Below are 24120 nucleotides of genomic sequence, written 5' to 3' on the forward strand. Positions count from 1 at the left end.
AAATCGAGCCAACCATCTCTCGGATCATATGCCGATAAGAGATTTGTTCGTCCATCACCTCCGCATACTTTTATTTGGCGCACGATACATTGGTGCCTGTATTTTCCTTAAGAACCAATTGAGCTTCTAGCATTGTAACGCCCGATTCTGAATATTTTCTGAATAAAAACCCGAATAAGCCTTGGACAATGGTCCAAAGCTTAAGGTTTTAGCTATAAAATTATTTTAATAATACTTGGCTGCAGAATAGCGAGATGCCTCTTTAATCATTTTGAAACCGGCACCCTTGCTCTTCCATCCCGCATCAACGGTCGTGTCGATCGTTACCCACCGCCCGTTCAGGTAAACCTCATTCCAAGCGTGGTAAACGTCAACATAATCCGTTGTCCCCATTACAAGCTTAGTCGGAATGTCCACGCTCCGCAGCATGGATGCGAACAGAGAGGCGTAATCATAACACATGCCTTTTTTCCCTGACAGCGTGCGGTCAATATCGGGAAGATAGTCCGTCAGCTCACTGGATGCGAGTGCTTTGTCGTACCGGATCGTATCGACGATATATTCGTGGATCAACTTTACTTTTTCCTCGTCGGTGTCTGCGGACCGAGTTAGCTTCTTTGCAAGCTGAGCCGCCTTGTCGCTTGAACGCCAATCGATGTTTTGTACCGAGTTCAAAAATACCTTGCTGCTATTGGTCAGTTGAAGCTTAACTTCCGCTTCTTGAACGATCTTATACTTGGTACCGTTGACCTGCTCCAGCACTTTTATGGTATAACGACCGTTTCCCATTTGCAGCGGAAAGGTCTCCTGCTGCTTGTCCGCTAAAAGCGTATATGTATACTTGTTTTGCCCTTTTGCAATCATAAGCTTCGTCTTCACGTCCGCTTTCACGTCATAGCGAACGGCGATGACTCCGCGATCAAGCTGCTCCAGATCCAGCCAATCTCCCGTTTGGGAAGCATGTACAACCGGAGCCAATACGAATAACGCAATAAACCCTACAATAGCCAACACCATGTTGCGCATACTATAAACTCCCTTCGGTAGCCAGGCTGCCATTGACGGTTCATCAAGAAGGCCCTGTGGCTTTGCGTCCTTATCTTTCGACAAGTTTGCCGTTATCGTAGTAGAGTTTTCAAAGAATTAATTGAATAAAAATCTCATATAAAAAACAAAAAAAGCATCTTCGTTCGGTAGCTGGCTGCCATTGATGGTTTATCAAGAAGGCCCTATAGCTTTGCGTCCTTGCCTTTCGACAAGTTTGCCATTTATCGTGAGTAGCTTTATGTGAGTTCATCATACCAAATATCTCTAATTCTATCAAGCAAATTTTGAGATTCATAGACGAGGATCGACAACAAAAAAACGTCTCCACTGAGACGCTCTTTTGTCAATTCCGCTTGATCATCAATCCATTAGGGGAGTCCTTAGAGGGACAGCTCCTTTTTTAACCGATCGAGCTGCAGCAGGTGGTGCCTGTAATGCATCTCTACCAGCAGAAACCACTCTTTGGCGTTTAAGGCTCCGAATCCGGGATGAGGAATCGTGATGCTGCTGTCTGCTTGACGCACAACCGGTTCCGTTCGCTTCATCCGCTCCACTACGCCCTGAAGACCTTCAACTAACTGCTCTTTGCTCGTCGGCTGCTGCGGCGTGTACTGCGGAGACGCCGGAATTCGTATCCTGACAGGAGGAAAACTTCCAAGCTCGAATACCGCCTTGCCTCTCTCCGTTTTTTCCCCAGGGGATTCGACGGCCGTTTCGTTTCCGGCCAAACATTGGTCGACATTGCGCAGATGCATATATTGAGCCGATTGAATCAAATGCATGTACATTTGCCCAATGGACCATTCCTCTTCGTTCGGCTTGATATGCAGCTCCTCCAGCTCCAGGTGTCCCAGCTCGTTTAAATACACCGCTACTGTTGTTTCAAACGCCTGCAAAGCTTCTACTGTATTTCTCATCATGATATCTCCTCTTCCATCTGGTATATACCCAATATAAAAAAACGCTCCTGACAACAGCGTGTCAGTAGCGTTTTCGTATTTTTTCAGCTTCTTCTCGAATCCGGTTACGAAAGGAATCAGGTTCCAGCACCTCCACGTCCCCACCCCAGCTGAGAATATAGGGGAGCAATTCTTCCGGCTGTCTGACTCGAAAGCGGACCAGAAGACCGTGTTCCCTTTGCTCAGAAGCTTCGATATAGAAGCTCGCGGTCTCGGTGATTTTATCGGCAATTTCCGGATTTACTTGAATCGTCACATGAACGTTACGATCGTCAGGCGGACGATATTGACTCAGCTTAAATCCTTGGGGAAGGTTAAACCTTTCCTCTAAGACCGTAACATCCCTCATGCGCGATAATCGAAAATGACGGATCTCCTGACGCAGCTCGCAGCGTGCGATCATGATCCAATTCCCTTGGACGAGCACAAGGCCATATGGAGCAACGATCCGGTCGCTCATCCGTTTTCCATCCGAATCCGGTATTTTTTTCAGGTAACGCATCCTTATCTTCCGCCGCTCCAAAATGGCACCCCGAACCTGTCCAAGCTCGTTCTCCCCCTGTCCGCCGGGATGAAGAAACTGCATCGTTTCCCGGACATCCGCTGAGGCCTCACGAATGGGTTCAGGAAGTATCGCTTCAATCTTGCTTCGAGCTGCCCTCGCAGCTGCTTTGTAGTCGCCATCCAGCCGCTGCTCAATCATATCCGTCCCCATGAGCAATGCCACCGCCTCTTCCGCAGTAAAACCAACCGGCGGCAAAAAGTAACCTTCCATTAGGGAGTACCCGTATCCTGGAGACCCAAGTATCGGAACCCCGGCTTCGCTGAGCGCTTGCATGTCTCGATATATCGTCCGCACGCTTGTCTCGAAATGGGCAGCCAAATCTTCCGCCCGCAGCACCTTGCTCCGCTGCAATTCAAGCATGATGGCGAACTGGCGCTCGGTTTTGTTCATCGTTTCTCCCCTCCGCTAGTACATAAAAACCCGGAAAACGGACAACCAACATTGTCTGTCTTCCGGGATCATAAATGGGACCTGGTCAATCATCCATATTACGGACCATTGCTTTATGAGATGAAGCTTAATTCAGCTTTGACCGATTCTGTTGCTGGGTTATTCTCAATTTTTCAGGGGTAACATCGTCACCATTCGGGTCTACAACCTTCAGGGTAGACATCGTGGAGAGAACCTGGCCCCGGATGTCTTTCAAGTATTCCTGGCGAAGCTTTTGCTGTTCGGTATATTCTTCTTGGGTCAAGCCTTCGGATTTCTGCTTGCGGCTCAGTTCATTGATTCTATGCAATGAAGGAATGGTCATCGTTATCGTTCATCCTTCCATATAATTAAGATGTAATTGTTAGTTTACTGTAAAAGGATTGAACTTGCAATAGAACCAGTCCCGGCCCTGCTGATCTGCTAATGTGCATACTCCAAAGTGGATTGCACCTGTATCGCTACCGCTCCAGCACCATCCGGTTGGTCAGTGTGCCTAGCTTCTCAATCTCGACGGTAACCATGTCACCGTCCTTCAGGTAGGCTCGTTGATCGGCAGGACGCCCAAGCATAACCCCTTCAGGTGTTCCTGTCAAAATAAGATCCCCCGGCTCCAATGTCATAAACCTCGAAACATAACTCACGATTTCATCACACGGAAAAATCATATCCGCTGTATTGGACTGCTGTCGCACCTCGCCGTTTACTTCGCAGCGGATGGCGAGTCGATTCGGGTCGCCCACCTCATCGGAGGTTACCACATACGGGCCGAGCGGCAGAAATTTGTCGCACGACTTGCCGAGAAGCCATTGCGAGGTTCGCATCTGCAAATCCCTTGCCGAAAGATCATTGGCATTGCAGTAGCCAAAAACATAATCAAGCGCGCTGCTCTTATCGACGTGTTTGGCCGTCGATCCGATGACAATCGCTAGCTCAGCTTCATAATCGACTTGATCGCTTTCGCGGGGGAGAGGGACTGCCTCCCCGTGTCCGGCCAGCGAATTGGTGAATTTATTGAACAAAATCGGATATTCGGGTATTTCGGAGTTGGTCTCCCTTGCGTGCCGAAGGTAATTCAGTCCCACACAGATGATTTTCCCCGGATGGTTCACGCACGGAGCTAACGTAAGCGCAGCTTCATCAAGAAGCTCCGTTTCCGCATCGAGTGATCTAGCCACCAAGTCTTGAAGCGCTGCCCTTGCAGCCGCTCCGCCTTTGAGGAGCTGCTCGATCGTGCTGGGCATATCGGTTTGATGCAGCGATGCCCCGGCGACATCCAGTACCCCTCCGTCCAATTTGACTCCAAGTCTATATTCTCCTTCTCGCACAAAGGTCAGCAATTTCATCGGTCCATGTTCCTTTCTTTTAAAGGATGACTTAACCCATAGTATAACATTCTATCGCGCGCATATAATTCGAACTCATCGTTCAATCCTATCATTTCTTAGTTCGAATACTTTGCGGTTCAGAAACAAATTGCAGGCAGCGCACAACCGGTGCTAACTCCTCATCCAGCGGGTAAACCGGTCGAAGGACATGCCGAAAATCAAAATGCTTCAGATTCACGCTGCAGCAGCCGGGCGAATCCACATGAATGACGCTCGTCGCCGCTTCTCCGAACGAAGCTTCCCATGCAACGGCTGACTTTACGGCAATGATCCGATAATCTCCCGGCCAAACGCCCACCGATCGCACATGGCCGATATCCCATGGCGGAATACGGTGTTCCGTCAGAATCAGCGTCAGGCTTCCGCACTGAATCAACGCCGTCCGGCCCATCGATGCAAAATGCCCCTTCATATAAGGACCTGCATGCTGAAAGTCGCCGTCAAACAACAGCCGAACTTTTCCTGTAACCCTAACGGGATCCCCATGCAGCCGGTCATGCCTGCCGCCGACGAAGGATTCGAAGATCCCGCCGATACCGGATCGGAAAGCTGCTTCTACTGCAGCCTTATCCGCGATCACCATAAGTCCCTTCTCTCTCAGTTCAATCAGGCAGCGGAGAAGATGGGTTGCGTCGCCCGGTGAGCCTCCCCCTACGTTGTCGGATCCTTCAGCCAATACGATTAATCCGGGCGGCTGGATCAAGGCTTCCGCGATTGCCTCCGAAGGCGGCAGGACCTTGATCCAAAAGCGCTCCTTCCACTCGACGGCCCGCTGTCCCAACTCGACTGCATAACGTTTTGCAAGCTCCACGTCTCCGTCAGTCGTTACAACACAGCACATCCCCGTATAAGGCGTGTCTGCATAAGGGAATCCTCCCACAACGGACACGTTAAGTACCCGGGAATCCTGCTCAATCGCATGCGCGCGGTCCAGCAGGTCTTTCATCGGTCCCTGATCCGTCGTCATAGCCTGGGGAACGACCAGCATGCCGGTAAAAGCGCATGCTCGTGCAGGACGAATCGTCCCCAAGATGTATTGCTTCAGCAAGCTGAATGCTTCGATTGCACGCTCATACATGTCTATATGCGGATAAGTGTCGTAACCGATCATAATATCCACGGCTTCCAGCATACCCGGGCTGATATTTCCGTGCATGTCGAAGGTCACGGCGATTGGAAAATTGCGGCCGAGCCGGACGCGAAGAAGCTTCAACAGTTCACCCTCGGGGTCTGCTCGCCCTTCGGCAACCATGGCGCCGTGCAGGATCAGAATTAAACCGTCTGCATGCCGACTCACGGAATCGGAAACCGCCTTTAACAGGGTGGATATCGCGTCCTCCGTCACAAGCCCCCCGGGTGTGGCCGAAGTATAGACACCGGGAACCAGTTCGATGCCGTCCTGTTCTGCCGCATCAATGACGCCGCCCATGGTGGTGCGAGTTCCTTTGTACCTGTCCTTGAATTCATCGCCTCCCTCCGTCCACTCGCCACGAAATGCGCCGAGTCCTGTCTTGAACGGGGCAAAGGTGTTGGTCTCATGGTACATGCCTGCAACGGCAATTCGCATGCGCTTAGCGGTTGGACAGCCATTCATGACTTGTGTTCCTCCCATCGTGCAAACACGCGGTTTGCCGCTTCAAGCGTTTCCTGGAGCTCGGCTTCACCATGAGCGGCTGATACATACCATAGTCCGTTTTGTCTAAGCAGCACGCCTTCCTCCAGCATTTCTCGGGCAAAAGCAATATATCGATCGGCATCCCGTTTCTGAAACGCTTCGAAGCTGTCCACCTGCCTTTCGGTTGTGAACATAAGGTGGAAGACAGGCCCAGCTTGATTGACGATACCTTGAATGTCGTGATCCTTCATCGCTTGACGCAGCCCTTCCGACAGATCCGCTGCAAACTTTTCCATCCGTGCAAATACGGCGCCGCCGTCACGGGACAGCTCGTTGATCGTGGCGACCGCAGCGGTGGTGGCCACGCAGTTCCCGTTCAGCGTTCCGAGATGGCTGACTGTACCGTCCGCGATGAGTTCCATAATATCCGCGCGTCCGGCTACGCCGCTGATGGCAATGCCCCCTCCCAGCGCTTTGCCGATCGTAATGAGATCGGGCATGATGCGGTATACGCCGTGCGCCCCGCCAAGTCCAAAACGAAAGCCCGTGATGACTTCATCCAGGATCATAATAATTCCGTTCGCAGCTGTGAGTTCGCGCATAAGCTCCAGATAACCCGGCTTCGGCATAATGCAGCCGGAATTGCACATCACCGGCTCGCTTATGATCGCCGAAATGGTGCTGCCATATAAAGCAACGGCATCCTTTAGCGCCTCCGCATCGTTCCAAGGCAGCAGAATGATATCCTGAAGCGCTGCCTCGCTCTGTCCGCCTGTCCCGGGTATGACATGGACTGCATTCAAATCGTTCCCGTCAACTTCGGACATCACATTCCGTGTGGCCTTCATATCCGTGCTGGGAAACGAAGTGAAGATGGCGTCGGACCAGCCGTGATAATGCCCATGGAAGCGGATGATCCGACTGCGGTTCGTATAGGCACGTGCCAATCGCAACGCCAGCATGACAGCCTCCGTTCCGGAACCGCTGAAGGCCACTTGATCGGCGCATGGAAGCACCTCGGTCAGAAGCTCGGCGAGCTCGATCTCGCCTTGGTGCTGGAGACCGTACGCCAGACCGTTTCTCATGCTGGACAATAGCCGTTCAACCGTAGGTTCATGGCCATGACCAAGAATAAGCGGACCGTACGCAAGCAAGTAGTCGATGTAGGTATGTCCGTCTGCATCCTGAATCCGGGCACCGCGGCCCGCGACCGCATATAAGGGGGTCGGCTTCATAGCGGCCCGTAGCGTGCTCGATACGCCCCCTGCCAAAACACGCCTGCTACGGTTTAATAGCTCCTCCGACTGTCGGTATCTATTCAAGTGGTGTTCCCTCCTCAATGATTATCTGACGTACCTCAGCCGTCTTTCGGGAGTGGTACTGAAACAAGAACCTCTCCGCAGAAATCGCCTAGGTATGAAAAAAGACTGTCCCGCACCGTATTAACGTTACAGTGCTATCGGGCAGGACAGTCTGATTTCGGATGGATCAGGCTTACTGGCCGCTCGCTCCCGCTCCTGTCCCTAACCAATATCGCTTGAGCGGAACAAGCGCTTCATCGGGGACGTAATATTTAAAGCAATTGTCGCTGATTTCTCCAAGCAGCTGGAGGCGAATCGGATCGGCATGCTGGAGAAGCTGCGGCGATGCCTTATGATAGTCGATCGGGCGCATCCAGATCGGACTGTACCCGATAAACAGCTGACGGCGTTCAAATGTGGAGCGGTTTGGCGATCCGGCATGCCACAGGTTTTGCGCAAAAATAAATACATCACCTGGTTTTCCGCACACCTGCACTTCATTCTCTACCGGGATGTTCACATCGGTTTGGCCCGGCTGGAAATGGGGAATCAGGTGGCTGCCCGGTATAATCTTGGTGTTGCCTCGATCAGGCTCCGACATATCGCTGAGAATGTAACAAATTTTAATATAATAGGCGGATGTTAACCCCCCGATTTGAGGAAACTCGGGATGCGGGCCGTCTTGGTGCCAGTGAATAAAGCTGTTGGTTGCCGTCTTGACATCGTTTGGATTGGGTTTGCGGACGGTTAGGTGGGAAATATGAAGCTGGATGTTATACCCGAGAAGATTCACCATAAGAGGCAGCAGCTCCGGATGATCAATCAGGGATAAGATTGCAGGATCCCGCTCAACGCTGTTGTAGATATTGTACGCAAGGGATTCCGGTTCTTCGGCAAGGATCCGGTCTACTGCAGCATTTAACGCTTCCACCTGACCTTGGGACAGCACATTCGGAACGATCAGATACCCATCCTTCTCAAACTGCTTCACCATCGAGGGAATATCCATTTTCAATTGATTCATAATCCTTTTCCTCCTTAAATTTTACTCGTGTAGATTTGTTTGCAAATCAAAGGGGAAACGCCGGCTTCCCCCTCATTCATAATAATGCTGTTTTAGTTGCCATAACCCAGCGCTTTCAGCTGTGGAATTGCGGATTCAACATACAGATCATAATTCATCGTGGTGCCGATCGTTTTCAGAAAGTCGTCATACTCGGTCAACGGACGTTTCCCATAGACGAATTTTGTGAATTCCTCTTCCAGGTACCGATTGGCATCGGCCACATTAAAGCCTTCAGGATAATTGACAAATCCGTTGAGTGTCTCCAGGCGGGGCTGTGAACTCGCAAAATCAATGTATTCCGTCTGCTCGGCAAATTTAACCTTTAAATATTCTTTCTCCGGTCTACCTGTAAATTGGTACAGCCATGTATAACCGGCTTCCTTGGCCATCAGCTCGGTCGCAACGATCTTGCCGTTCTCCACGTTGTAGTGCTTGCCTTCAATCCCGAATTGAACGAGACGCGAACCCTCGTCACCGGAAACGTAATTTAGCAATTCAAAAACCTTCTGCAGCTTCTCCTTGTCGTTCTCCAGCGATTTGGGGATCGCAAACATGGAATTGGCGTTGCCGACGGCCCATGCATTCTCATACTGACCGCCCGGTCCTTTCGGGGATGCCAGTTGAATCCACTCGGCCTTCGGATTGACGGTTTTGATCTGATCCACGTATTCGTTCTTGGCGATATTTGCCCAGTCTATGAAAATGATGCCCGCCTGCCCCTTGATGGCCTTTTCCTGGTGCTGCATCCCTGTGTTGGCCATGATCTCCGGATCGACTGCGCCTTCATCAACCAGTGATTTAAAGTAGGCAAGAGCGTCGCGCATCGCCGGATCGTACAGCGAATTCACCACCTTCCCGTCCTTCACGAAAAATTCGCCGGGGTTAACTGTCCCGAATGCGCCGTACAGCGGAGCGAAGGTGCTCAGCGAGCCGCCGGTGAGTCCGACGGTATCCTTAGCGCCGTTTCCGTCCGGGTCTTGTTCCGCAAACGCTTTGGCCACCGCCTTAAATTCCTCAAGTGTCTTCGGCACTTCCAGCTTCAGCGCATCCAGCCAATCTTTGCGGATCCACATCGTCATGCTGGGTATTCCCGGAGCTTTAGGGATGGCATATACTTTGCCGTCGACCATCGCTTTTTTTACGGCTTCCTCCCCCCCGATGAAATCCTTGACCTGCTTCAGCTCGTTGTCCAGATATGGCGTCAGATCAAGCAGCAGCTGCTGGCTCTGATACTGCTGCATCTGAGCTTTGTTCACGCCGAATAAATCCGGCAGATTCCCAGAGGCCATACGCACATTCAGCTGGTTCTGATAATCGTCCGGGCTGCCGTACGCGTTAAGCACAATATCCGTGTTTAGCGCCTTATCCAGCTCCTGCTTGACAAAATCCTTGTCAGGAGACGGCAGTCCGCTTGCGCTTTCCATGATCTCCAGCTGGATTCGTTTCCCGGCGGCCTCTCCCCCGCTCGCCGATGTCCCCCCTTCTGTATCGGATTTGGCACAACCTGCCGCAACAGCACCTGCCAGCAGCAGGACTGCAGCCATTAATGAAGCTCTACGCAGTTTATTCATATGACTCCCCCTCATATATGAAAATATTTTGGTTCTTTGGCTTCAGCCTTTTATAGAACCAAGGAGCATGCCCTTGGTGAAGTATTTTTGCAGGAACGGATAGACGATCAGGATCGGGAGTGCGGCCAGCACGACTGCCGCCATTTGCAGCGTTTGGGTCGGTGTCATATTTTCAACGTTCTCCATAGGCTGCTGGGATTGCATCAGAATCTCCCTGACGATGACCTGGAGCGGAAACAGGTTCCGGTCGGTGATATACATGATCGCTTGAAAATATTCGTTCCAGTGACCCACGCCGTAAAATAACGCGATCGTCGCAATGACGGAGGTCGATAACGGGACTGCGATTTGCAGAAGGATCCTGAACTCCCCTGCGCCGTCAACCTTCGCGGACTCGAATACTTCCTCAGGCAGCTGCTCGAAAAAGCTTTTCACGATAAACACATTAAAACTTCCCACCAACGACGGCAGAATCAGGGCCCAGATCGAATCCAGCAAACCGAATGATTTGACAATCAAATAGGTTGGCACGATCCCGCCTGAAAATAACATCGTAAATAAAATCATCAACAGAAACACGCTGCGTCCAGGCAAGCGCTTACGACTTAATGGATACGCCATGAGCAGGGTTATAGCCATATTAAACACCGTTCCGACCAGAGTCACGACGACCGTAACCCCCAGCGAGCGTACCATGCCAGATTCCGCAAGCAGCGTCTGATACGCCGCGAAAGTGATCTCCCTCGGAATGATCGGGAATGAGCCATGACGGAGGACCTCGCCGATCGGCGTAAGCGATACGGATACGACATACAAGAGAGGGAATATGGCGATGGCACCGCAAATGGCCAAGATGACAGCCACAATCGTATTGACAATACGGTCTTCGATCCCCTTTACCATATCCCTTCCCCCCATCGTTTGGCGATTTGGTTGGTTGTCAATACGAGCACAAATCCGATGGCTGATTTAAACAGTCCGACGGCTGCAGCCAGACTGAAATTCAGTTGGTGGAGTCCTGTCCGGAATACCCAGGTATCGATAATATCGGCCACCGGATACACCTGCAGATTGTAAAGGATGTAGATTTGACCGAACCCGGCATCCAATATATGACCCAGATTCAGGATGAACAGCATGATGATCACGTTTCGGATCCCCGGCAGGGTGATGTGCCATACCATCCGGACCCGGCTGGCACCGTCGATGCGCGCGGCTTCGTATCGCGTCGGATCGATGCTGGACATGGCAGCCAAGTAAATAATCGCTCCCCACCCGAGATTCTGCCATATCTCCGAGCCGACAAGGATGGAACGGAAGTAGGTCGTGGAGGTCAGGAACGGAATCGACTCTCCGCCAAGATCTTTGATCCAGTGATTGACAAGCCCCGACGACTGGGACAGCAGCGCAATCAGAATGCCGTAAATGATGACCCATGACAGAAAATGAGGCATATACGTCAGAGTTTGAATGAGCGACCTAAACCATCGCACCCGGCACTCGTTAAGCAATATCGCCATCAGAATCGGCGGACCTATGCCGAATATGAGCTTGTACACGCTGATCAAGATAGTATTGGTCAGGAGCTGCGAGAAATAGGGGGATTCAAAAAAGGCGAGAAAATGTTTGTTCCACGGATCCGCAAACGGGCTCCCCAGAATACCGTCCATGATATTGAAATCTTTAAATGCAATAATGACGCCGTACATCGGTAGGTATTTAAATAAGATGTAATAGAGAACACCCGGAACGAGCATCACATACAGCGTTTTGAACTGCCATATTCGACCCAGTCGCTGGAAGGTTCTTGCTTTCGCCGGCATGCGAACGGGCTGTTCAACGGCAATTCCCTGCTTCACGAATTCCCCTCCTTTACTTTGCCGGGCTGCTAAACCGGCCTTTATTCGACTTGCAAAGCCTTAACACACTTGAAGTATAGCAGCTATCTGCGGATGCAAATATGCAGTAAAATTGTGAAAATAGGACCTGGGAGGGAAACCCGGTTTGTCGTGGGGATTCAGTTCCGGGTGATTTCAGGGGTAATTAAAATCAAAAGGGGAACGTTGTCTGGATCATAGCAGCGGCGGGCTCCAATTATGCAGACAACGCTATGGTATAAAAGCGACAGCAACAAGAGAACAAGCGATTTACGCCACGAAGGAGCTGTCGATCCTCATTCCGAGCTTCTTGCTCCTGTAGATTCCCTTATGATTAGCTTGTGCTCCAGGATCGTGCTGGATGTGCCGGGCTGGTCCTGATCTTCCTTTAGCTTCATCATCTGGTCAATGGCCATAAATCCGCTCAAGCGCCGCGGATAATGAACCGTAGTCAATGCAGGGGTTGTATGGGAGGACATTAAGATGTTCTCGCATCCGGCTACGGAGAGATCCTCAGGCACCCGAATTCCGGCATCCTTACAGGCTGACAGCACACCGATGGCCATCAGGTCGTTGGCACACACAATCGCACTGAATCCCAATGGTTCTGGTGATTTCAGCCTTTCAAGCATGCGGGCCTGTGCGGATTCAAGCCGGCCGTCGGCCTGCAGCAGCCCGTCCGGATCAAACTGAAGCCCCAAAGCGCTTATGGCTTTACAAAATTCGGAATGCCGCACCTGATGGTGATGCTCCTTGCTCACGGTGCCCATGAACCCGATTCGCGTGTGTCCGTTTTCCTTCAGATGCTTTAGCAAGTCGTGCATAGCGCTATACCAGTTGATATCGATGCAGCGCACGGACGGGTGGGCAGAGGCGGGAGTGGTAATGGACATCAGAGGGACTCCGAGCTTTTCAAAGTGGCGGATCGTCGACTCCTGAAGGCTCTGTCCCAGGAGAATGAGCCCGTCCGTCCTCCCCATATAGATCGTTTTCAGTTGCTCCTCCTCTTCCCCGAGATACGTCTGAAAGATCAGGGACCGCCCATATTCTCTGGCCTTCGCCTCCAGACCCAGTGAAATCCCGGTTTCGAAAGGGTTGCCGAGATTATTGAACAAAACGCCGTATTGGTGCGTCTCCTTGGTTTTCAGGCTTCGTGCGGCCAGGTTCGGATTGTAGCCGAGCTCCTCGATGGAGCGCAGCACCTTCTGGCGGGTCTCCTCTTTTACAACCGATTTATTGTTGATGACATAGGATACGACGGCTACGGAAACCCCCGCATGCTTCGCGACATCGTCTCTTGTAACCATGTACACACTCCTTGTTCTTCTTCTTAAACCTCACGTTATCGTTCGCCATCCGGCGTGTCAAGTCTATTACCGGTAGGGCAGAAGCTCTCGGGAAGCGATGCCGGGAGCGTGATTACAATTACCGTTCCGATTTCCTTACGACTGCGAATGCGCAGACCAAAGCCATGTCCGAAATACAGCCGAATCCGCTCGTGGACATTCGACACGCCGATACCCGTAAGTCGTTCCTTCAACGGCGAATGACCTTGACTGGACAGGAGGCCTTGCAGACGGCTCTGCTCCATACCGGCTCCGTTGTCGCGAACCACAAAGCGAAGCTTGCCATTACGAATTCCCCCCCGTACCCAAATCTCGCCTTCCGCTCCTCCTTTTGGCAAAATCCCATGAAAAACAGCGTTTTCGACGAGCGGCTGAAGGGTCAGCTTAAGGATGGGCAGCTCCAGCGCTTCTTCCTCCACCTCGCAGATAAATCGGAAGCCGGCACCATACCTTATTTTTTGGATTTCCATATACAGCTCCAGCCCCTTCAGCTCCTCCCGAACGGACACATATTCTGAGACCCGGTCAAACGTAAACTCCAGTACGCCGACCAAAGCACGGATCGTCTTATTGACCTCGGTGATTCGCTGCTGCCTGGCAAGGCTGCCGATTGTTGCGAGCGTATTGTACAGAAAATGAGGGGCGATTTGGCTCTGGAGCACCTTTAATTCCAAGGATTTTTTGCGTTCCTCCATCTCCTTGTTCCTGGCCAGCAGGCTCTGAATCCGCTTCATCATGGAGTTGAAGCTTCGGGTCAGGCTTCCTATTTCATCATAGCGGCGAACCGGTGCAAGCGGAACAGACTCCAGGTTGCGTACTTGATCCATGCGAAGCGCCAATAAACGGATCGGTCTTGTCAGCAGCCGGGACAGCATGAAGGTGATGGCGAGGAGCACCAGCAGCATGAATATTCCCGCCGTTACGTAGGTGTCGAGTAAAGCGGATAAATTCCGAAAAAAATAGCTTTCCTCGGAAAGCAGGACCAGATTCCAGCCTAGGCGATTCTGCCCGGACTTGAACGTGATCAGCTGACCCTTCGGGCCAGCTAGCTCGCCGCTGCCGTATGAAAGCTCGGTAAGCTTGCCTATGAATTCCTCCGGCAGTACGGTCATATAGGAATGGGGCTCGCTCGGAAGCAGGTCCGAGCTTCGATCATACAGGACCAGCTTGCCCTGATCGGACAGAATGGCAAAGGTCTGGTTGACCATGGAAATCTCCGACATCCGGCGGTAAAGCTTGTCCAGATCCAGCTCTACGACGGCCACGCCGATTTGGCGCCCGTGGTTATTCTGTACGGGTCTCGCAATGGCAACGGTGTGCCCCGACAGCGGAGAATCGTATGGCTGACTCACCATCGCCGCATAGCTTTGGCTGGCTTGTTGGTATATGGCTGGGAGTGCCGGGTTGCCCAATACTTCATACCTCACTTGCGAGCTGCTGAAGACTTTGCCGTCAGAGCTGACGATGTAGAGCGTCTTGACGATCGTGCTGTTCGTTTCGGCCACCGAGCGAAGAAATTCGGTCAACTCCTGTTCGCGCGAAGCTTCAAGGTAATTGGAACGGGTGGACAGCAGAAGCAGAATATTTTGCCCGTTGTCCAGATAGGAATCAAGGAATTGATTCGTGCGGACTGTCATCGTCTGGGCGTGGTCCATCATTTGGGATTTGAACAGCTTTGACGCTTGAACGTAATTGCTTGCTGCTAAAAAGGCAAATATGGCGAGCGTAACGGCAAACATCAGCAAAAATTGCTTTGTCGCTACGCTCCATCGGCGCATCCGATTCACGATCATAGCCGGCCCCCTAAAAGCACGTCGTGCCTCGTATCAATATCTTAGGCATTTTTCTTAAACTCTCTTGGTGATACGCCGGCATAGTCCCGAAACATGGCAGTGAAATAACGGTAGCTTGATATGCCGACCCGATGAGCCACCTCATAGACGCGGAGGGATGTATGCCGTAGCAAATGCGCAGCCTGCTCCATTCGCTGATTTTTCAAATAATCATGAAAGGATATCCCCGTTTCCTCCGGAAAAATCCGGCATAAGTGATGCGGACTTAACCCGACCTGTTCGGCCACAGCGGCCAGCGTGATGGGACTGGCGAGATGATCATTCATGTAACGCATGGCCTCCTCGATTTCCGTACGAATTCTGCGCTGATTGTTTCGGGACGTCTCCACCTCATGAATGAGCACGGCGATAAGCTCATCCAGCGTCCTGCGCTCTGCAACGGTCTGGGTCCTCCTGGAAAAGGCGATCCAATTCCGCTCCTCCCGGAGCCACTCCCTGCGCCATTCGTTAACCCATCCCTTGAGCAAGTCGGGGTGGAACCTTCCATTCTCCGCCCACGTACGAAAATCCTTGCGAATCCATTCCGTCATCTTGCCGGGATCATCCTTGATGATATTCAGCCGGGCTGCCATTTCCGCTGCCGCTGTCTCTGCCGAGGTCGGAACGGTCTCCGATTCCCCCAGCAGAACATCGCTCTCCGGAAGGTAAAAACGCAGAGGATGACGGCTGGACGCAAAGCGGCAGCTGACCGTGAAGTCGTCGGTACGGTGAATCAAAGGTCCGACAACGGCATAGAGGTCAGCTTCACCGCACAGAAAACTGAGCTGACCCATGATTTCATGTTTAAGCTCCCGTAAGACCTTTTCCAGCCATATGCCCAATTCCTTAAGATTCATCCGCTCTGCATGCGGGATGAACAGAAGATACACACCTTCTTTTACTGGAAGCCAGCTGAAAGAATGCTCCCCTTCCAGCCTCTCCAGGCGCTGCTCCACCTCCCGCTTGAGTATAAATCTGATCTGCGGGGTGGTCTCGGTATGCAGTGAAATCAGACGGAACGGTAAGCTGCATTGAAGGGCCTCTTTAAGAAATGTGCCGAATTTTTTATCCCCATACCCCGGCTCGCCTTGAGTAAAGTGCAGCAATTCGCAGGACAGGCGCAGCCGCAGCTCCTCCCTCTCGTTTCGGCGGTGGGACCGCTCACGCAAGGCGGCTGCTTTCGCTCGGTTTAACGCGCTTATGAGTTCAGCTGCTTCCATGGTCACCTTTAATAAATAATCGATGGCACCGATGGCAATCGCTTCTTTGGCAAATTCAAATTCCGAGTGGCAGGTAAGCAAAATGATCTGTGTGTGAGGCAGCTCCGTCCGTAGGATGCGGATCAGTTGAATACCATCCATGACAGGCATCGTAATATCGGTGATAATGACATCCGGGCGATGCCGCCGGCAGAAGGCTAACGCTTCCGCACCATTGGACGCTTCTCCGGCAAGCTCGAAGCCATGCGTATGCCAGTCAAAGGAACGAAGCTCTTCCCGCAAAGGCAACTCATCGTCTACAACCAACACCCTTAGGCTCTCCTCGGCCATATTGATCCCTCCCGATTCTTTCTATCGCCACATTCCCCAGCACCGCCCAGGTACATCAACCTTGAAGCGCTCCAAATTACCTTGATCCGATAAAGTAACATAGCAGGAAGTCCCGTCCGGGCCTCCGAATGTAAGATTCGTCGGATTCTTTCCGAGAAGCCGGACTTCATGCTGCAATTCGCCTTCTGGGGAAATGACGGCTACCGTGCCTTTTCCGTATCGAGTGGCGTATAGGTTTCCTTCCATGTCACAACGCATGCCGTCCAGCAGGCAGTCGGAAAATTGGATAAGCATCCGCTTGGACACCATGTTCTTGTCCTCGTCAAGCTCATACACCCAGATAGTGCGCTGTACGCTTTCGCTGACATAGAGCCGGCTTTCATCCGGCGACAGCTCAATTCCATTTGTCGTCCCGCAGTGCTCATCCACAATCGCGGTACGCCCCTTTTTGTCGATTCTCCACACTCTCCCTCGCCCCGAGTTCCAGTCGGGATCACTGGCAAAGAGCGTGCCGTCCCGAGCGATCGCAATATCATTGGGCTGGTGCATATCGGGTTCGTGCACCCACACCGACAGCTCCTTCGTGCTCATATCGATCTTGAAGACATGATGCTGCGCGTAATCGGCAATCAGCATATCGCCGTTTGCATCGAAGCGGATCCCGCTTCCGACACTCCCCTCGGGAAGCTGGGTCCAGATCCTCGCATCTCCATCCTGCGTCACGATGCCAATCGTGCCTTGTCTTCCGTAATTGACCGCATATACATTCCCGTCACGGTCACAAGCCGGGCCTTCGATCCCTGAGGTGAAGCCTCCTTGCGTCGTGAATGATCGACTTATAAGACTTGTCATCCTGGCCCTCCTTCCAGTACTCCTCGGATTCCGATCATTCCAAAGGAGCACGTTCGGACTGAATTCCAATTCGATATACCGCTTACCACTTCCTTCTTCATCGAAAAAAAACGCCGCCACATCCTATTATTCATACAGCGGCTCATCCCTTGGGGGGATCTGGGAACCGCGAGACGAAGGAATCAACGGATTCATCCATCGTGAGCCTCCCCTTATCGGTTTGGTGCGAAATTTCCTGATCCATCTGTTTCGGCTTGGGTGTCGCCGTCCATCGTTTTCCACGTCGCCAATAACCATTTCGCCACGGCCGCTGCGATGGTGTTAAGATACCGCTCCCCTTGTTCTCCGGTTGCAAGGCCTGAAGGGTCGGTATATCCATCTACCCCCGTCAGTTCTCCCTGTTTGCCGATGAATGCCCCAGAGGGGCCGGCCGCCATCCAAGGACGGCGGGTATGCATGCAGCCGATTCGATCATCACATACCGTCTCTGGTGCCAAGGAGAGGATCAAGGATGTTTCAAAGCCTCCGGCGTGTCCGGGGACGGGGAAGATTTCTTCGGGACAGGCGGCAGCAAGGGCCTCCCTCGCTACATTCCAATAGGAGGCCGAAGCGGTCCAAGCCAGATGTGTGACCGCCAGATCCGAGGCTGCTTGATGCATCAGATGCTCATTGCCGCCATGCCCGTTGAGGAAAATAAGCCGGTTAAAGCCGCTGTCGGCCAAACTTGCCCCGATATCCTTCAGGATGCTTAAATACGTAGCAGAGCTGAAAGAGATGGTTCCTCCAAAAGCAATATGATGGGCCGAGCTTCCTACCGGAAGCAAAGGAGCCAGAATCAATCTAGCGCCCATATCCACGGCTTCCGCAACGGCTCTGCGGCTGATTTCATCACAGATGAAATTATCCGTTCCCGTCGGCAAATGGAGGCCGTGCTGCTCGCAAGCACCCAACGGAACAACGACGGCATACCCTTGGCTTGCCATCCCGTTTAATTGTTCACGGGTCAGCTTTTCGAATCGGGTAAACATTGACTTATCCCTCCTCCTGTCTCCTGTGACCGCCTTACGGCAATGGCATCGATCTCGACAAGCAGACCGTAATTCAATTCGCAATAAACCGCAGTACGGCTCGGAAACGGTGGCTGAAAGAACCGGCGGTAAATGCGGTTGAATTCCTCGTACAGCCTGCGGTCGCTTAAATACACGTTGGTTTTTACGACGTCATCCAGCGTCAGCCCTGCTGCATGCAGAATCTCCCGAATATTTTCGATCGTTTGAACCGTTTGCGCTTCGAGATCCGGACCGACGATGGCGCCTGTTTCAGGTATCAGCCCCCCCTGTCCGGATACAAATATCATTTGGCCTGCTTCAATAGCTGAGGAAAACGGCAGATCCGTATTCCTATTCGTCTCGATTGGTTCCTTCAACACGGTAAGCTCCCCTTCGATTTATATTGAACGAGTAATTCCGGAGTCATAACCCTAACTCCTTTATAAAGCGACTCCATCACACGGTTGATCAAGCAGCTGGTTATCAAAATACGTTCCGGGGAGACTGGCTCGGCACGGGTTAGGATAAAGCGCTCGATCAGTCCCGTAAGCGTATCGAAATGCCCGAAGGGGCGCTCGTTGTCGCTTAAACAAACGGCAGATACAATCTCGCCGGTTGCGTCGCGAAATGAAAAGCTCCATCGGTCGGTCCATTCCTTCCGCTGCACCACATAACCTTTGCATCCATCCCGGTATTCTACAACGATAACCGTTGTTCGTTCCTGTTCCTCGGAGTTCTTGGGATGCGGCTCGACCGCTATACCCGACCTTTCCAGCGTTTGAAGCAGCATATCCTCCGGCCATTCGCGCCTGGCCAGCGCTTCCCAAGCGGCTTCTCCAGAAAGCGAGGATACGCTCGAGATACCGGTCTCCCCGCCATCGCGGCGCTCCGCTAGCGATTGCAGTACCTCCAAGGCATGGTAGCCATAGGCCTCGAGCTCATTCGAGAAGCTGACGATAAGCCATTCACGCGCACCCTTGAGAAGCTGCCTGTCAAACTCCGGCCGCACCGCCGTGTGCGGGATGGATGAGCCGCCGAAAAAAGGAATGTCCCTCCCCTTCAGCTGTTCATACATCCAAACGGATTCATCAACGCACCATGACAAGAACTTGTCGGAAAAAATAGGGACGCGTACCCCTAGTTCATCCAAAGCCAGCAGCGTCTCTTCCAGCAACCGTTTTCGAGGATAGCGTTTTCGTCCCATGGCGTCCACACTGTAATTGCCATGCTCGCCAATGATAATGACGCCATCCAGTCCTCCGTGGGTAACCGCATGCTGAATCGTTTCCCGAATGGTTTCGCACACGGCAACTCCATGGCGTCTGGCAGCATCGACTCCCGCATCGTTGTCCGGGATTTGATCCAGATATAAAGAGGCAACCTTTATGGATGGCGTGTAATGAGGGAATTCACCCAACAGGCGGCCGATCATCATTTCTGCATGCGAATTATGGCGGTATACCGTTGAGATTGCAGCTACCTGCATAATCCGAAACCTCCGGTTACTGGAAAGATCGAGCCGGTTGCGTACGACCCAGCGTCCGACAGCAGAAAAGCGGCCAGCTCATTGATTTCATTCGGGCGGCCGCTTCGGCCTATCAATGTCAGACGCCGCATCGTTTCCGCCTGGGCATCCGAAGCCTGTGCCAATACTTGTTCCGATTTGAAATCGCCGGGGGCAATCGCATTCACGCGGATTCCCCATGGGGCAAACTCGACCGCGGCGACCCTCGTCAATTGCTCGACCGCCGCCTTTCCGGCGCCATATGCCGCATTCTCTACTGCAGGTACGGAGCCCAGGATGGAGGAGGTATTTACGATGGAGCCTCCCCCGTTTTGACGCATGCTGCGGGCCGAGTGCTTATTGACAAGAAAGGTGCTGGTCAGGGTCCCGCGAATACTCTCCTCCCAATCCTGCACAGCTTGATTCGCAATCGTTGCGGATTTGTTAACAAAGACGTTATGATACAAGCCGTCTAATCTGCCGAAATGGTCCTCGATTCGTCTAAAGAGCCGATCGACATCAGCCTCGCTTGTCATGTCTCCCCGTATATATAACAGACGCCGGCCCCCATACTCCGTAAGCAGCTCCGACATACCGCCATCTTCATCGGATGCCCGGATATCGCATGCCGCAATACTGGCGCCCCGCTCAAGAAAGAGTCGCGTCGCTGCCGAGCCCAAAACGCCGAGGGCACCCGTTATGACAATCACCTTATTATTAAGCTGGGAATGCATCATCGTTCATCACCATCTCCCTTATTAGCCGAATCGTGATTCTGGATCCTGGATTCTTGAATCATACGCAGGAAGGCAGTCGTTTCCGGCGAGGCTCTGCTGGAAACGACACCTGCGTGCATCGCTTTAATCGATCAGATGGATTGGCCTGAAATCAGCAGGATTCCATACTGCACCGCCGGCCCAGCCGTAAAGACCAAGGCCTGAACCGGTACGGTGATAATTTCGGAAGAACAGCCCCGTCAGCGTTCGGGATTCATCCGGATCGAATTGAATGCTGCTGAATGGTATGGCCTGAATGACATTCCAACGATCGAATTTCACTTCGGCTCTCGATTCCCACGGCCGCGTCCAGTCAGGGCTTTTTTCAGGACCTTTATAATCCAGATTGAGCGGAAGTGCATTCGTCATGAACGCATAGTACGATGAGCTGTCCGGCGTTCCATCCATCAAATACGTTTCAACGGAGTCGTCTTTGCCGCTGAGCCACCACTCATTCGGTGCGGTATCGCTGATAACCATCTTGCTCGGGTCGGGATCAAAGTTTTCGTAACCGATGTAGATGTACTCCTCATCCCATAGCAGATACACCTTGGTCAGGACGGGAGGCAGCTTCCCGGAGCTCATATCCTTGAAATAAGTGACCGGAGATTCGACGGCCCTCCATGGTCCCGCTCCAAAGTCCAACGTGTTCAAAATTTGATCCTTTGAAGCTGTCGTTCTTACCGCGTTAGCAGAAATATTCACGGAATCCTCAGCGATTTCAACCATTCTCTCGAACGTGGTTTTGATCGGCTCAATTCTCGCTTTGGCCTTCCCGTCAGCCAACGCATAGGCCTCATCAAGCGCCTGCTGCGCCTGATCCCGAATGCCTGCTACGATGACATACTGTCGAACCAGGCTTTCGCCGCTGGTCGCCCAGCTTTGCTGGGACTGGTCATAATTCCATCCCTGCTCGATCAAATCGTAGTAACGACGCATCGGTTCAGCCGCTGCTCCGTAGGCTTTGTTTATAAACTGTGTTTTCAATGCTTCGATGTCCTCATCCGGATTCCAGAACAGCTTATTGAACAGCCAATACTGAAGCGCGTTGATCCCCCAAGCATCATTGCCCGCATCGACCGTTCCTTCCGGAAGCACGCCCAGGATGCCGAGTTCACGGTAATATTGCAGATCGGCCTGAACCTTCGCGGCGATCGGCCGCTCGTAAGCGTCTGAAGGGAAGCTGCCGTAATAATTGTAGACCAGAATATTTTTGGTTTTTTCAGCCCATCCTCTAAGCTTCTCATTATAAGCATAGTTTGGATTGCTCGTATTGGAGGTGTTGAGCGGTTCCCTGGCATCCTCGTACAACGGGGCGTATACGAGGACAATGTTGTCCTCAAGATCGACCTTCGGCGGGGTATCCGTGAACGTGTATGCATAAGAGACGATCTTTACGTCCGGATAATCCGCATGGATCTCCCTGGCAACTTTATTCAAGAAGCTGAAGAAGACGGTTGATCGGTAAGCGGGGTCCTCGGGCTGGACTACTACGCCGTCTTCCGTCGTAAACGGCTGTCGGCTGAGCTCTCCTTGATCAAAGCTTGAGTTATCGTTAATCCCGATCCCGATGTAGTATATATTCCTTGAAGCAATCAGCTTTTTGGCTTTGGCTGCAATGACGCCGGGAACCTCCGGATGATAAAAATTGATTTGGGTTGAATCCGATAATGGAATGTACTTGCCGTCCTTCATGTTGTAATAATCCGGGTGCTCCGCAAAATACTCGTCATTCGGCAGCCAAAAGGCCAGATTATGACCCAGCATGACGGGCGTTAGGCCCGTGCGTGCGAAGCGGTCCCATAAGAGCCGGTTGCTGCTGTCGCTCATTTTGATATTGTTTTTGTTCCGGGCCAGCATCACATCGGTGGCTTGGTCCGATCCGCCGTCCCCATTCTCCCCCATCCCCAGGGTTAGCCAGCCGCGAAGAGGGATTGGGGATTTTTCGGCATAATTCGTTCGGGTTGCCGTAACCGTTGGCAAGGGGTCATACAGAGTGCCAAGCTCCTTCGATCGGGTCCATAGCACGCCTGCATTCTCTTCCAGAAAATCATACACCCCGTTCAAAATCCCTCTTGCCTCCGACCCGAGAATATAAATTCTGCTGCCCTTCTGCCGTATGGCAAAACCGTCGGAATTCGCCAAATAAGCAGTATCCTGATTGGAAGGGATGCGATCCGTTGTGGACAGCACAAGCTGTATCCGGTTATGAGCTGGTCCGTAATCCAGGACCGGAGGGGGACCCGGCGGCTCGGAAGACCCTTCCTCCTCCACCTCCGCAAGCGTCACATCGTCGATCCACAAGGTGCCTGGGCCATTGCCCTGCAGGAAGGAGAACACAAGCCAGTGATAATCGTAGGGCCTGTGTTCATCCGCATGGTAGATCAGCTCCACTTCCGTCCAATCGGTTGTAACGGAAAAGCTGCTGAAGACAGAATGCTTCACATTGTATGGGTTGGCCATTTCATTGACCTGCATTCTGGCCGTCCCGTTTTTGGCTCCCTTCACCCATGCCTTCAGCTTGTATTGCTTTCCCCGCTCGAGACGAAGCGGCTGATTGGACCGGACATTGTTGGAGGCTAGGCGCAAGGAGCTGCTGCCGGAGTGGCTGACCTCGCTATCTTGAGCTGCGGTTGTGGAATACCAGCCTTCCTTAACCGACTCCTCAAATCCACCATTCAGCAGGGTATTGCGATTTAGCGTTACCTCCAGCTCCATGCTGCCGATGGATTGGCCGTCACTTCGGGCTTCAAAGCTCAGCTGGTAAGTGCCGTCGGCGGTTGAGGGCGGAACATATAGAGTCCCTGTGATACTGCCCGCCTGATCCTTCTGCAGCTCGATGGGGGCGTTGAGACGAATCGGAAATGCATTTCCTTCGCTATAGACGACTTCAACCACGGTTGACCTGCCATGATTGTTCAAAAAGTCGAAGGAGACGGGATAAGCCCCGCTCTTTTGGATGTTGAGTTGATCCTGCTGAAGATAAGCGCTTACCGAATTCTGCTCCGTATCCGCACGGTAGATAGGAAGCGTTGCCCCGCTGACCATCTTCAATGTTTGCTGAAGCTCCTGAGCTGCGTACATTTCCATATCGTCGGCTGCAGGCGATATTAGGATATCCGCCTGAGCGACGCCATTCTTAATCAGTATCGAATGAGGATGGGGCGGTCGACCTTTCTCCTTCTCACCTGTCTCCTCTGCATTAGCCGAGGCGGCGAGGACCATCATGAACACTGCCATAAACATCGTAACGATCAGCTTAATCCCGCTTGTTCCGTTTAAAGCCTTCATTAGTTTCCTCCTTTATTCCCTTAGTGTGGAAATGAAGTTCGGTTCCTTGTTGATACAGCCCTTTACTCCCCCCTTTCAATAATTTACACGTGTAAAATTTTA

Annotated in this window: 20 protein-coding genes and 2 riboswitches; all 20 genes read right to left on the reverse strand. The window is 52.2% G+C overall.

The annotated features are described in order from the left end of the window. Positions 1 to 225 precede the first annotated feature (225 nt). The 20 genes from NSQ46_RS16195 to NSQ46_RS16290 all read right to left on the reverse strand — a co-directional run bounded on the left by NSQ46_RS16195 (position 226) and on the right by NSQ46_RS16290 (position 24018). On the reverse strand, positions 226 to 1026 hold the full coding sequence (locus NSQ46_RS16195) for a transglutaminase-like domain-containing protein (RefSeq protein WP_213614034.1): 801 nt from the start codon (positions 1024 to 1026) through the stop codon (positions 226 to 228). A gap of 13 nt (positions 1027 to 1039) precedes the next feature. Further along, positions 1040 to 1127: riboswitch (cyclic di-GMP riboswitch) on the reverse strand. Positions 1128 to 1189: 62 nt separating this feature from the next. Then, positions 1190 to 1276, reverse strand: a riboswitch (cyclic di-GMP riboswitch). 151 nt (positions 1277 to 1427) lie between these two features. Then, positions 1428 to 1964, reverse strand: a complete 537-nt coding sequence (locus NSQ46_RS16200) for a DinB family protein (protein ID WP_210094985.1) — start codon at positions 1962 to 1964, stop codon at positions 1428 to 1430. Positions 1965 to 2028: 64 nt separating this feature from the next. Continuing rightward, positions 2029 to 2961, reverse strand: a complete 933-nt coding sequence (locus tag NSQ46_RS16205; protein ID WP_210094952.1) for a YafY family protein — start codon at positions 2959 to 2961, stop codon at positions 2029 to 2031. 127 nt (positions 2962 to 3088) lie between these two features. Continuing rightward, positions 3089 to 3325 carry a DUF896 domain-containing protein gene (locus tag NSQ46_RS16210; RefSeq protein WP_007131928.1) on the reverse strand — a complete coding sequence of 79 codons (237 nt, stop codon included), beginning with the start codon at positions 3323 to 3325 and terminating at the stop codon, positions 3089 to 3091. Between the two features lie 136 nt (positions 3326 to 3461). Beyond that, complete coding sequence (locus NSQ46_RS16215; protein WP_342573977.1) at positions 3462 to 4346, reverse strand: fumarylacetoacetate hydrolase family protein; 885 nt, start codon at positions 4344 to 4346, stop codon at positions 3462 to 3464. A 91-nt stretch (positions 4347 to 4437) separates the two neighbouring features. Then, positions 4438 to 5982, reverse strand: coding sequence for a M81 family metallopeptidase (locus tag NSQ46_RS16220; protein WP_342573979.1), 1545 nt, complete (start codon positions 5980 to 5982; stop codon positions 4438 to 4440). Further along, on the reverse strand, positions 5979 to 7325 hold the full coding sequence (locus tag NSQ46_RS16225) for an aminotransferase class III-fold pyridoxal phosphate-dependent enzyme (protein WP_342573981.1): 1347 nt from the start codon (positions 7323 to 7325) through the stop codon (positions 5979 to 5981). The genes NSQ46_RS16220 and NSQ46_RS16225 overlap by 4 nt, the downstream gene beginning before the upstream one ends. Positions 7326 to 7497: 172 nt before the next feature. Continuing rightward, entirely contained in the window at positions 7498 to 8328 is an 831-nt protein-coding gene (locus tag NSQ46_RS16230) for a phytanoyl-CoA dioxygenase family protein (RefSeq protein WP_144879578.1), read from the reverse strand. A 92-nt stretch (positions 8329 to 8420) separates the two neighbouring features. Then, positions 8421 to 9941, reverse strand: coding sequence for an extracellular solute-binding protein (locus NSQ46_RS16235; RefSeq protein ID WP_342573987.1), 1521 nt, complete (start codon positions 9939 to 9941; stop codon positions 8421 to 8423). Positions 9942 to 9983: 42 nt separating this feature from the next. Continuing rightward, entirely contained in the window at positions 9984 to 10844 is an 861-nt protein-coding gene (locus NSQ46_RS16240) for a carbohydrate ABC transporter permease (protein ID WP_144879582.1), read from the reverse strand. Further along, the gene (locus NSQ46_RS16245) at positions 10838 to 11764 is read right to left on the reverse strand and encodes an ABC transporter permease subunit (RefSeq protein WP_144879604.1); all 927 of its coding nucleotides are present in this window, start codon (positions 11762 to 11764) and stop codon (positions 10838 to 10840) included. Before NSQ46_RS16245 ends, NSQ46_RS16240 begins: the two co-directional genes overlap by 7 nt. 350 nt (positions 11765 to 12114) lie before the next feature. After that, entirely contained in the window at positions 12115 to 13125 is a 1011-nt protein-coding gene (locus NSQ46_RS16250) for a LacI family DNA-binding transcriptional regulator (RefSeq protein ID WP_144879584.1), read from the reverse strand. Between the two features lie 35 nt (positions 13126 to 13160). After that, complete coding sequence (locus NSQ46_RS16255) at positions 13161 to 14957, reverse strand: sensor histidine kinase (RefSeq protein WP_342573990.1); 1797 nt, start codon at positions 14955 to 14957, stop codon at positions 13161 to 13163. A gap of 41 nt (positions 14958 to 14998) precedes the next feature. Further along, positions 14999 to 16546: a response regulator gene (locus NSQ46_RS16260; protein ID WP_342573992.1), complete on the reverse strand. Its 1548-nt coding sequence runs from the start codon at positions 16544 to 16546 to the stop codon at positions 14999 to 15001. 21 nt (positions 16547 to 16567) lie between these two features. Further along, the gene (locus tag NSQ46_RS16265; protein WP_342573995.1) at positions 16568 to 17398 is read right to left on the reverse strand and encodes an SMP-30/gluconolactonase/LRE family protein; all 831 of its coding nucleotides are present in this window, start codon (positions 17396 to 17398) and stop codon (positions 16568 to 16570) included. Between the two features lie 212 nt (positions 17399 to 17610). After that, the gene (locus tag NSQ46_RS16270; RefSeq protein ID WP_342573997.1) at positions 17611 to 18426 is read right to left on the reverse strand and encodes a creatininase family protein; all 816 of its coding nucleotides are present in this window, start codon (positions 18424 to 18426) and stop codon (positions 17611 to 17613) included. Beyond that, positions 18402 to 18827, reverse strand: a complete 426-nt coding sequence (locus NSQ46_RS16275; RefSeq protein WP_342573999.1) for a RidA family protein — start codon at positions 18825 to 18827, stop codon at positions 18402 to 18404. Before NSQ46_RS16275 ends, NSQ46_RS16270 begins: the two co-directional genes overlap by 25 nt. Further along, positions 18821 to 19933: a hypothetical protein gene (locus NSQ46_RS16280; protein ID WP_342574000.1), complete on the reverse strand. Its 1113-nt coding sequence runs from the start codon at positions 19931 to 19933 to the stop codon at positions 18821 to 18823. The genes NSQ46_RS16275 and NSQ46_RS16280 overlap by 7 nt, the downstream gene beginning before the upstream one ends. After that, the gene (locus NSQ46_RS16285; protein WP_342574002.1) at positions 19924 to 20688 is read right to left on the reverse strand and encodes an SDR family oxidoreductase; all 765 of its coding nucleotides are present in this window, start codon (positions 20686 to 20688) and stop codon (positions 19924 to 19926) included. The genes NSQ46_RS16280 and NSQ46_RS16285 overlap by 10 nt, the downstream gene beginning before the upstream one ends. Before the next feature lie 123 nt (positions 20689 to 20811). Then, a complete protein-coding gene (locus tag NSQ46_RS16290) occupies positions 20812 to 24018 on the reverse strand; it encodes a DUF4838 domain-containing protein (protein WP_342574004.1) in 3207 nt (1068 codons plus the stop codon). Positions 24019 to 24120 lie beyond the last annotated feature (102 nt).

It is taken from the genome of Paenibacillus sp. FSL M8-0142, assembly GCF_038597315.1.
Classification (GTDB): Bacteria; Bacillota; Bacilli; order Paenibacillales; family Paenibacillaceae; genus Paenibacillus_AQ; species Paenibacillus_AQ lactis.

Coding starts and splice junctions, on each gene's coding strand:
- NSQ46_RS16210 (WP_007131928.1), bottom strand. CDS start 3,325: ATGACCATTCCTTCATTGCATAGAATCAATGAACTGAGCCGCAAGCAG.
- NSQ46_RS16250 (WP_144879584.1), bottom strand. CDS start 13,125: ATGGTTACAAGAGACGATGTCGCGAAGCATGCGGGGGTTTCCGTAGCC.
- NSQ46_RS16255 (WP_342573990.1), bottom strand. CDS start 14,957: ATGATCGTGAATCGGATGCGCCGATGGAGCGTAGCGACAAAGCAATTT.
- NSQ46_RS16220 (WP_342573979.1), bottom strand. CDS start 5,982: ATGAATGGCTGTCCAACCGCTAAGCGCATGCGAATTGCCGTTGCAGGC.
- NSQ46_RS16260 (WP_342573992.1), bottom strand. CDS start 16,546: ATGGCCGAGGAGAGCCTAAGGGTGTTGGTTGTAGACGATGAGTTGCCT.
- NSQ46_RS16205 (WP_210094952.1), bottom strand. CDS start 2,961: ATGAACAAAACCGAGCGCCAGTTCGCCATCATGCTTGAATTGCAGCGG.
- NSQ46_RS16200 (WP_210094985.1), bottom strand. CDS start 1,964: ATGAGAAATACAGTAGAAGCTTTGCAGGCGTTTGAAACAACAGTAGCG.
- NSQ46_RS16235 (WP_342573987.1), bottom strand. CDS start 9,941: ATGAATAAACTGCGTAGAGCTTCATTAATGGCTGCAGTCCTGCTGCTG.
- NSQ46_RS16215 (WP_342573977.1), bottom strand. CDS start 4,346: ATGAAATTGCTGACCTTTGTGCGAGAAGGAGAATATAGACTTGGAGTC.
- NSQ46_RS16280 (WP_342574000.1), bottom strand. CDS start 19,933: ATGCAGGTAGCTGCAATCTCAACGGTATACCGCCATAATTCGCATGCA.
- NSQ46_RS16290 (WP_342574004.1), bottom strand. CDS start 24,018: ATGAAGGCTTTAAACGGAACAAGCGGGATTAAGCTGATCGTTACGATG.
- NSQ46_RS16245 (WP_144879604.1), bottom strand. CDS start 11,764: ATGCCGGCGAAAGCAAGAACCTTCCAGCGACTGGGTCGAATATGGCAG.
- NSQ46_RS16230 (WP_144879578.1), bottom strand. CDS start 8,328: ATGAATCAATTGAAAATGGATATTCCCTCGATGGTGAAGCAGTTTGAG.
- NSQ46_RS16270 (WP_342573997.1), bottom strand. CDS start 18,426: ATGTTTACCCGATTCGAAAAGCTGACCCGTGAACAATTAAACGGGATG.
- NSQ46_RS16240 (WP_144879582.1), bottom strand. CDS start 10,844: ATGGTAAAGGGGATCGAAGACCGTATTGTCAATACGATTGTGGCTGTC.
- NSQ46_RS16265 (WP_342573995.1), bottom strand. CDS start 17,398: ATGACAAGTCTTATAAGTCGATCATTCACGACGCAAGGAGGCTTCACC.
- NSQ46_RS16285 (WP_342574002.1), bottom strand. CDS start 20,688: ATGATGCATTCCCAGCTTAATAATAAGGTGATTGTCATAACGGGTGCC.
- NSQ46_RS16195 (WP_213614034.1), bottom strand. CDS start 1,026: ATGCGCAACATGGTGTTGGCTATTGTAGGGTTTATTGCGTTATTCGTA.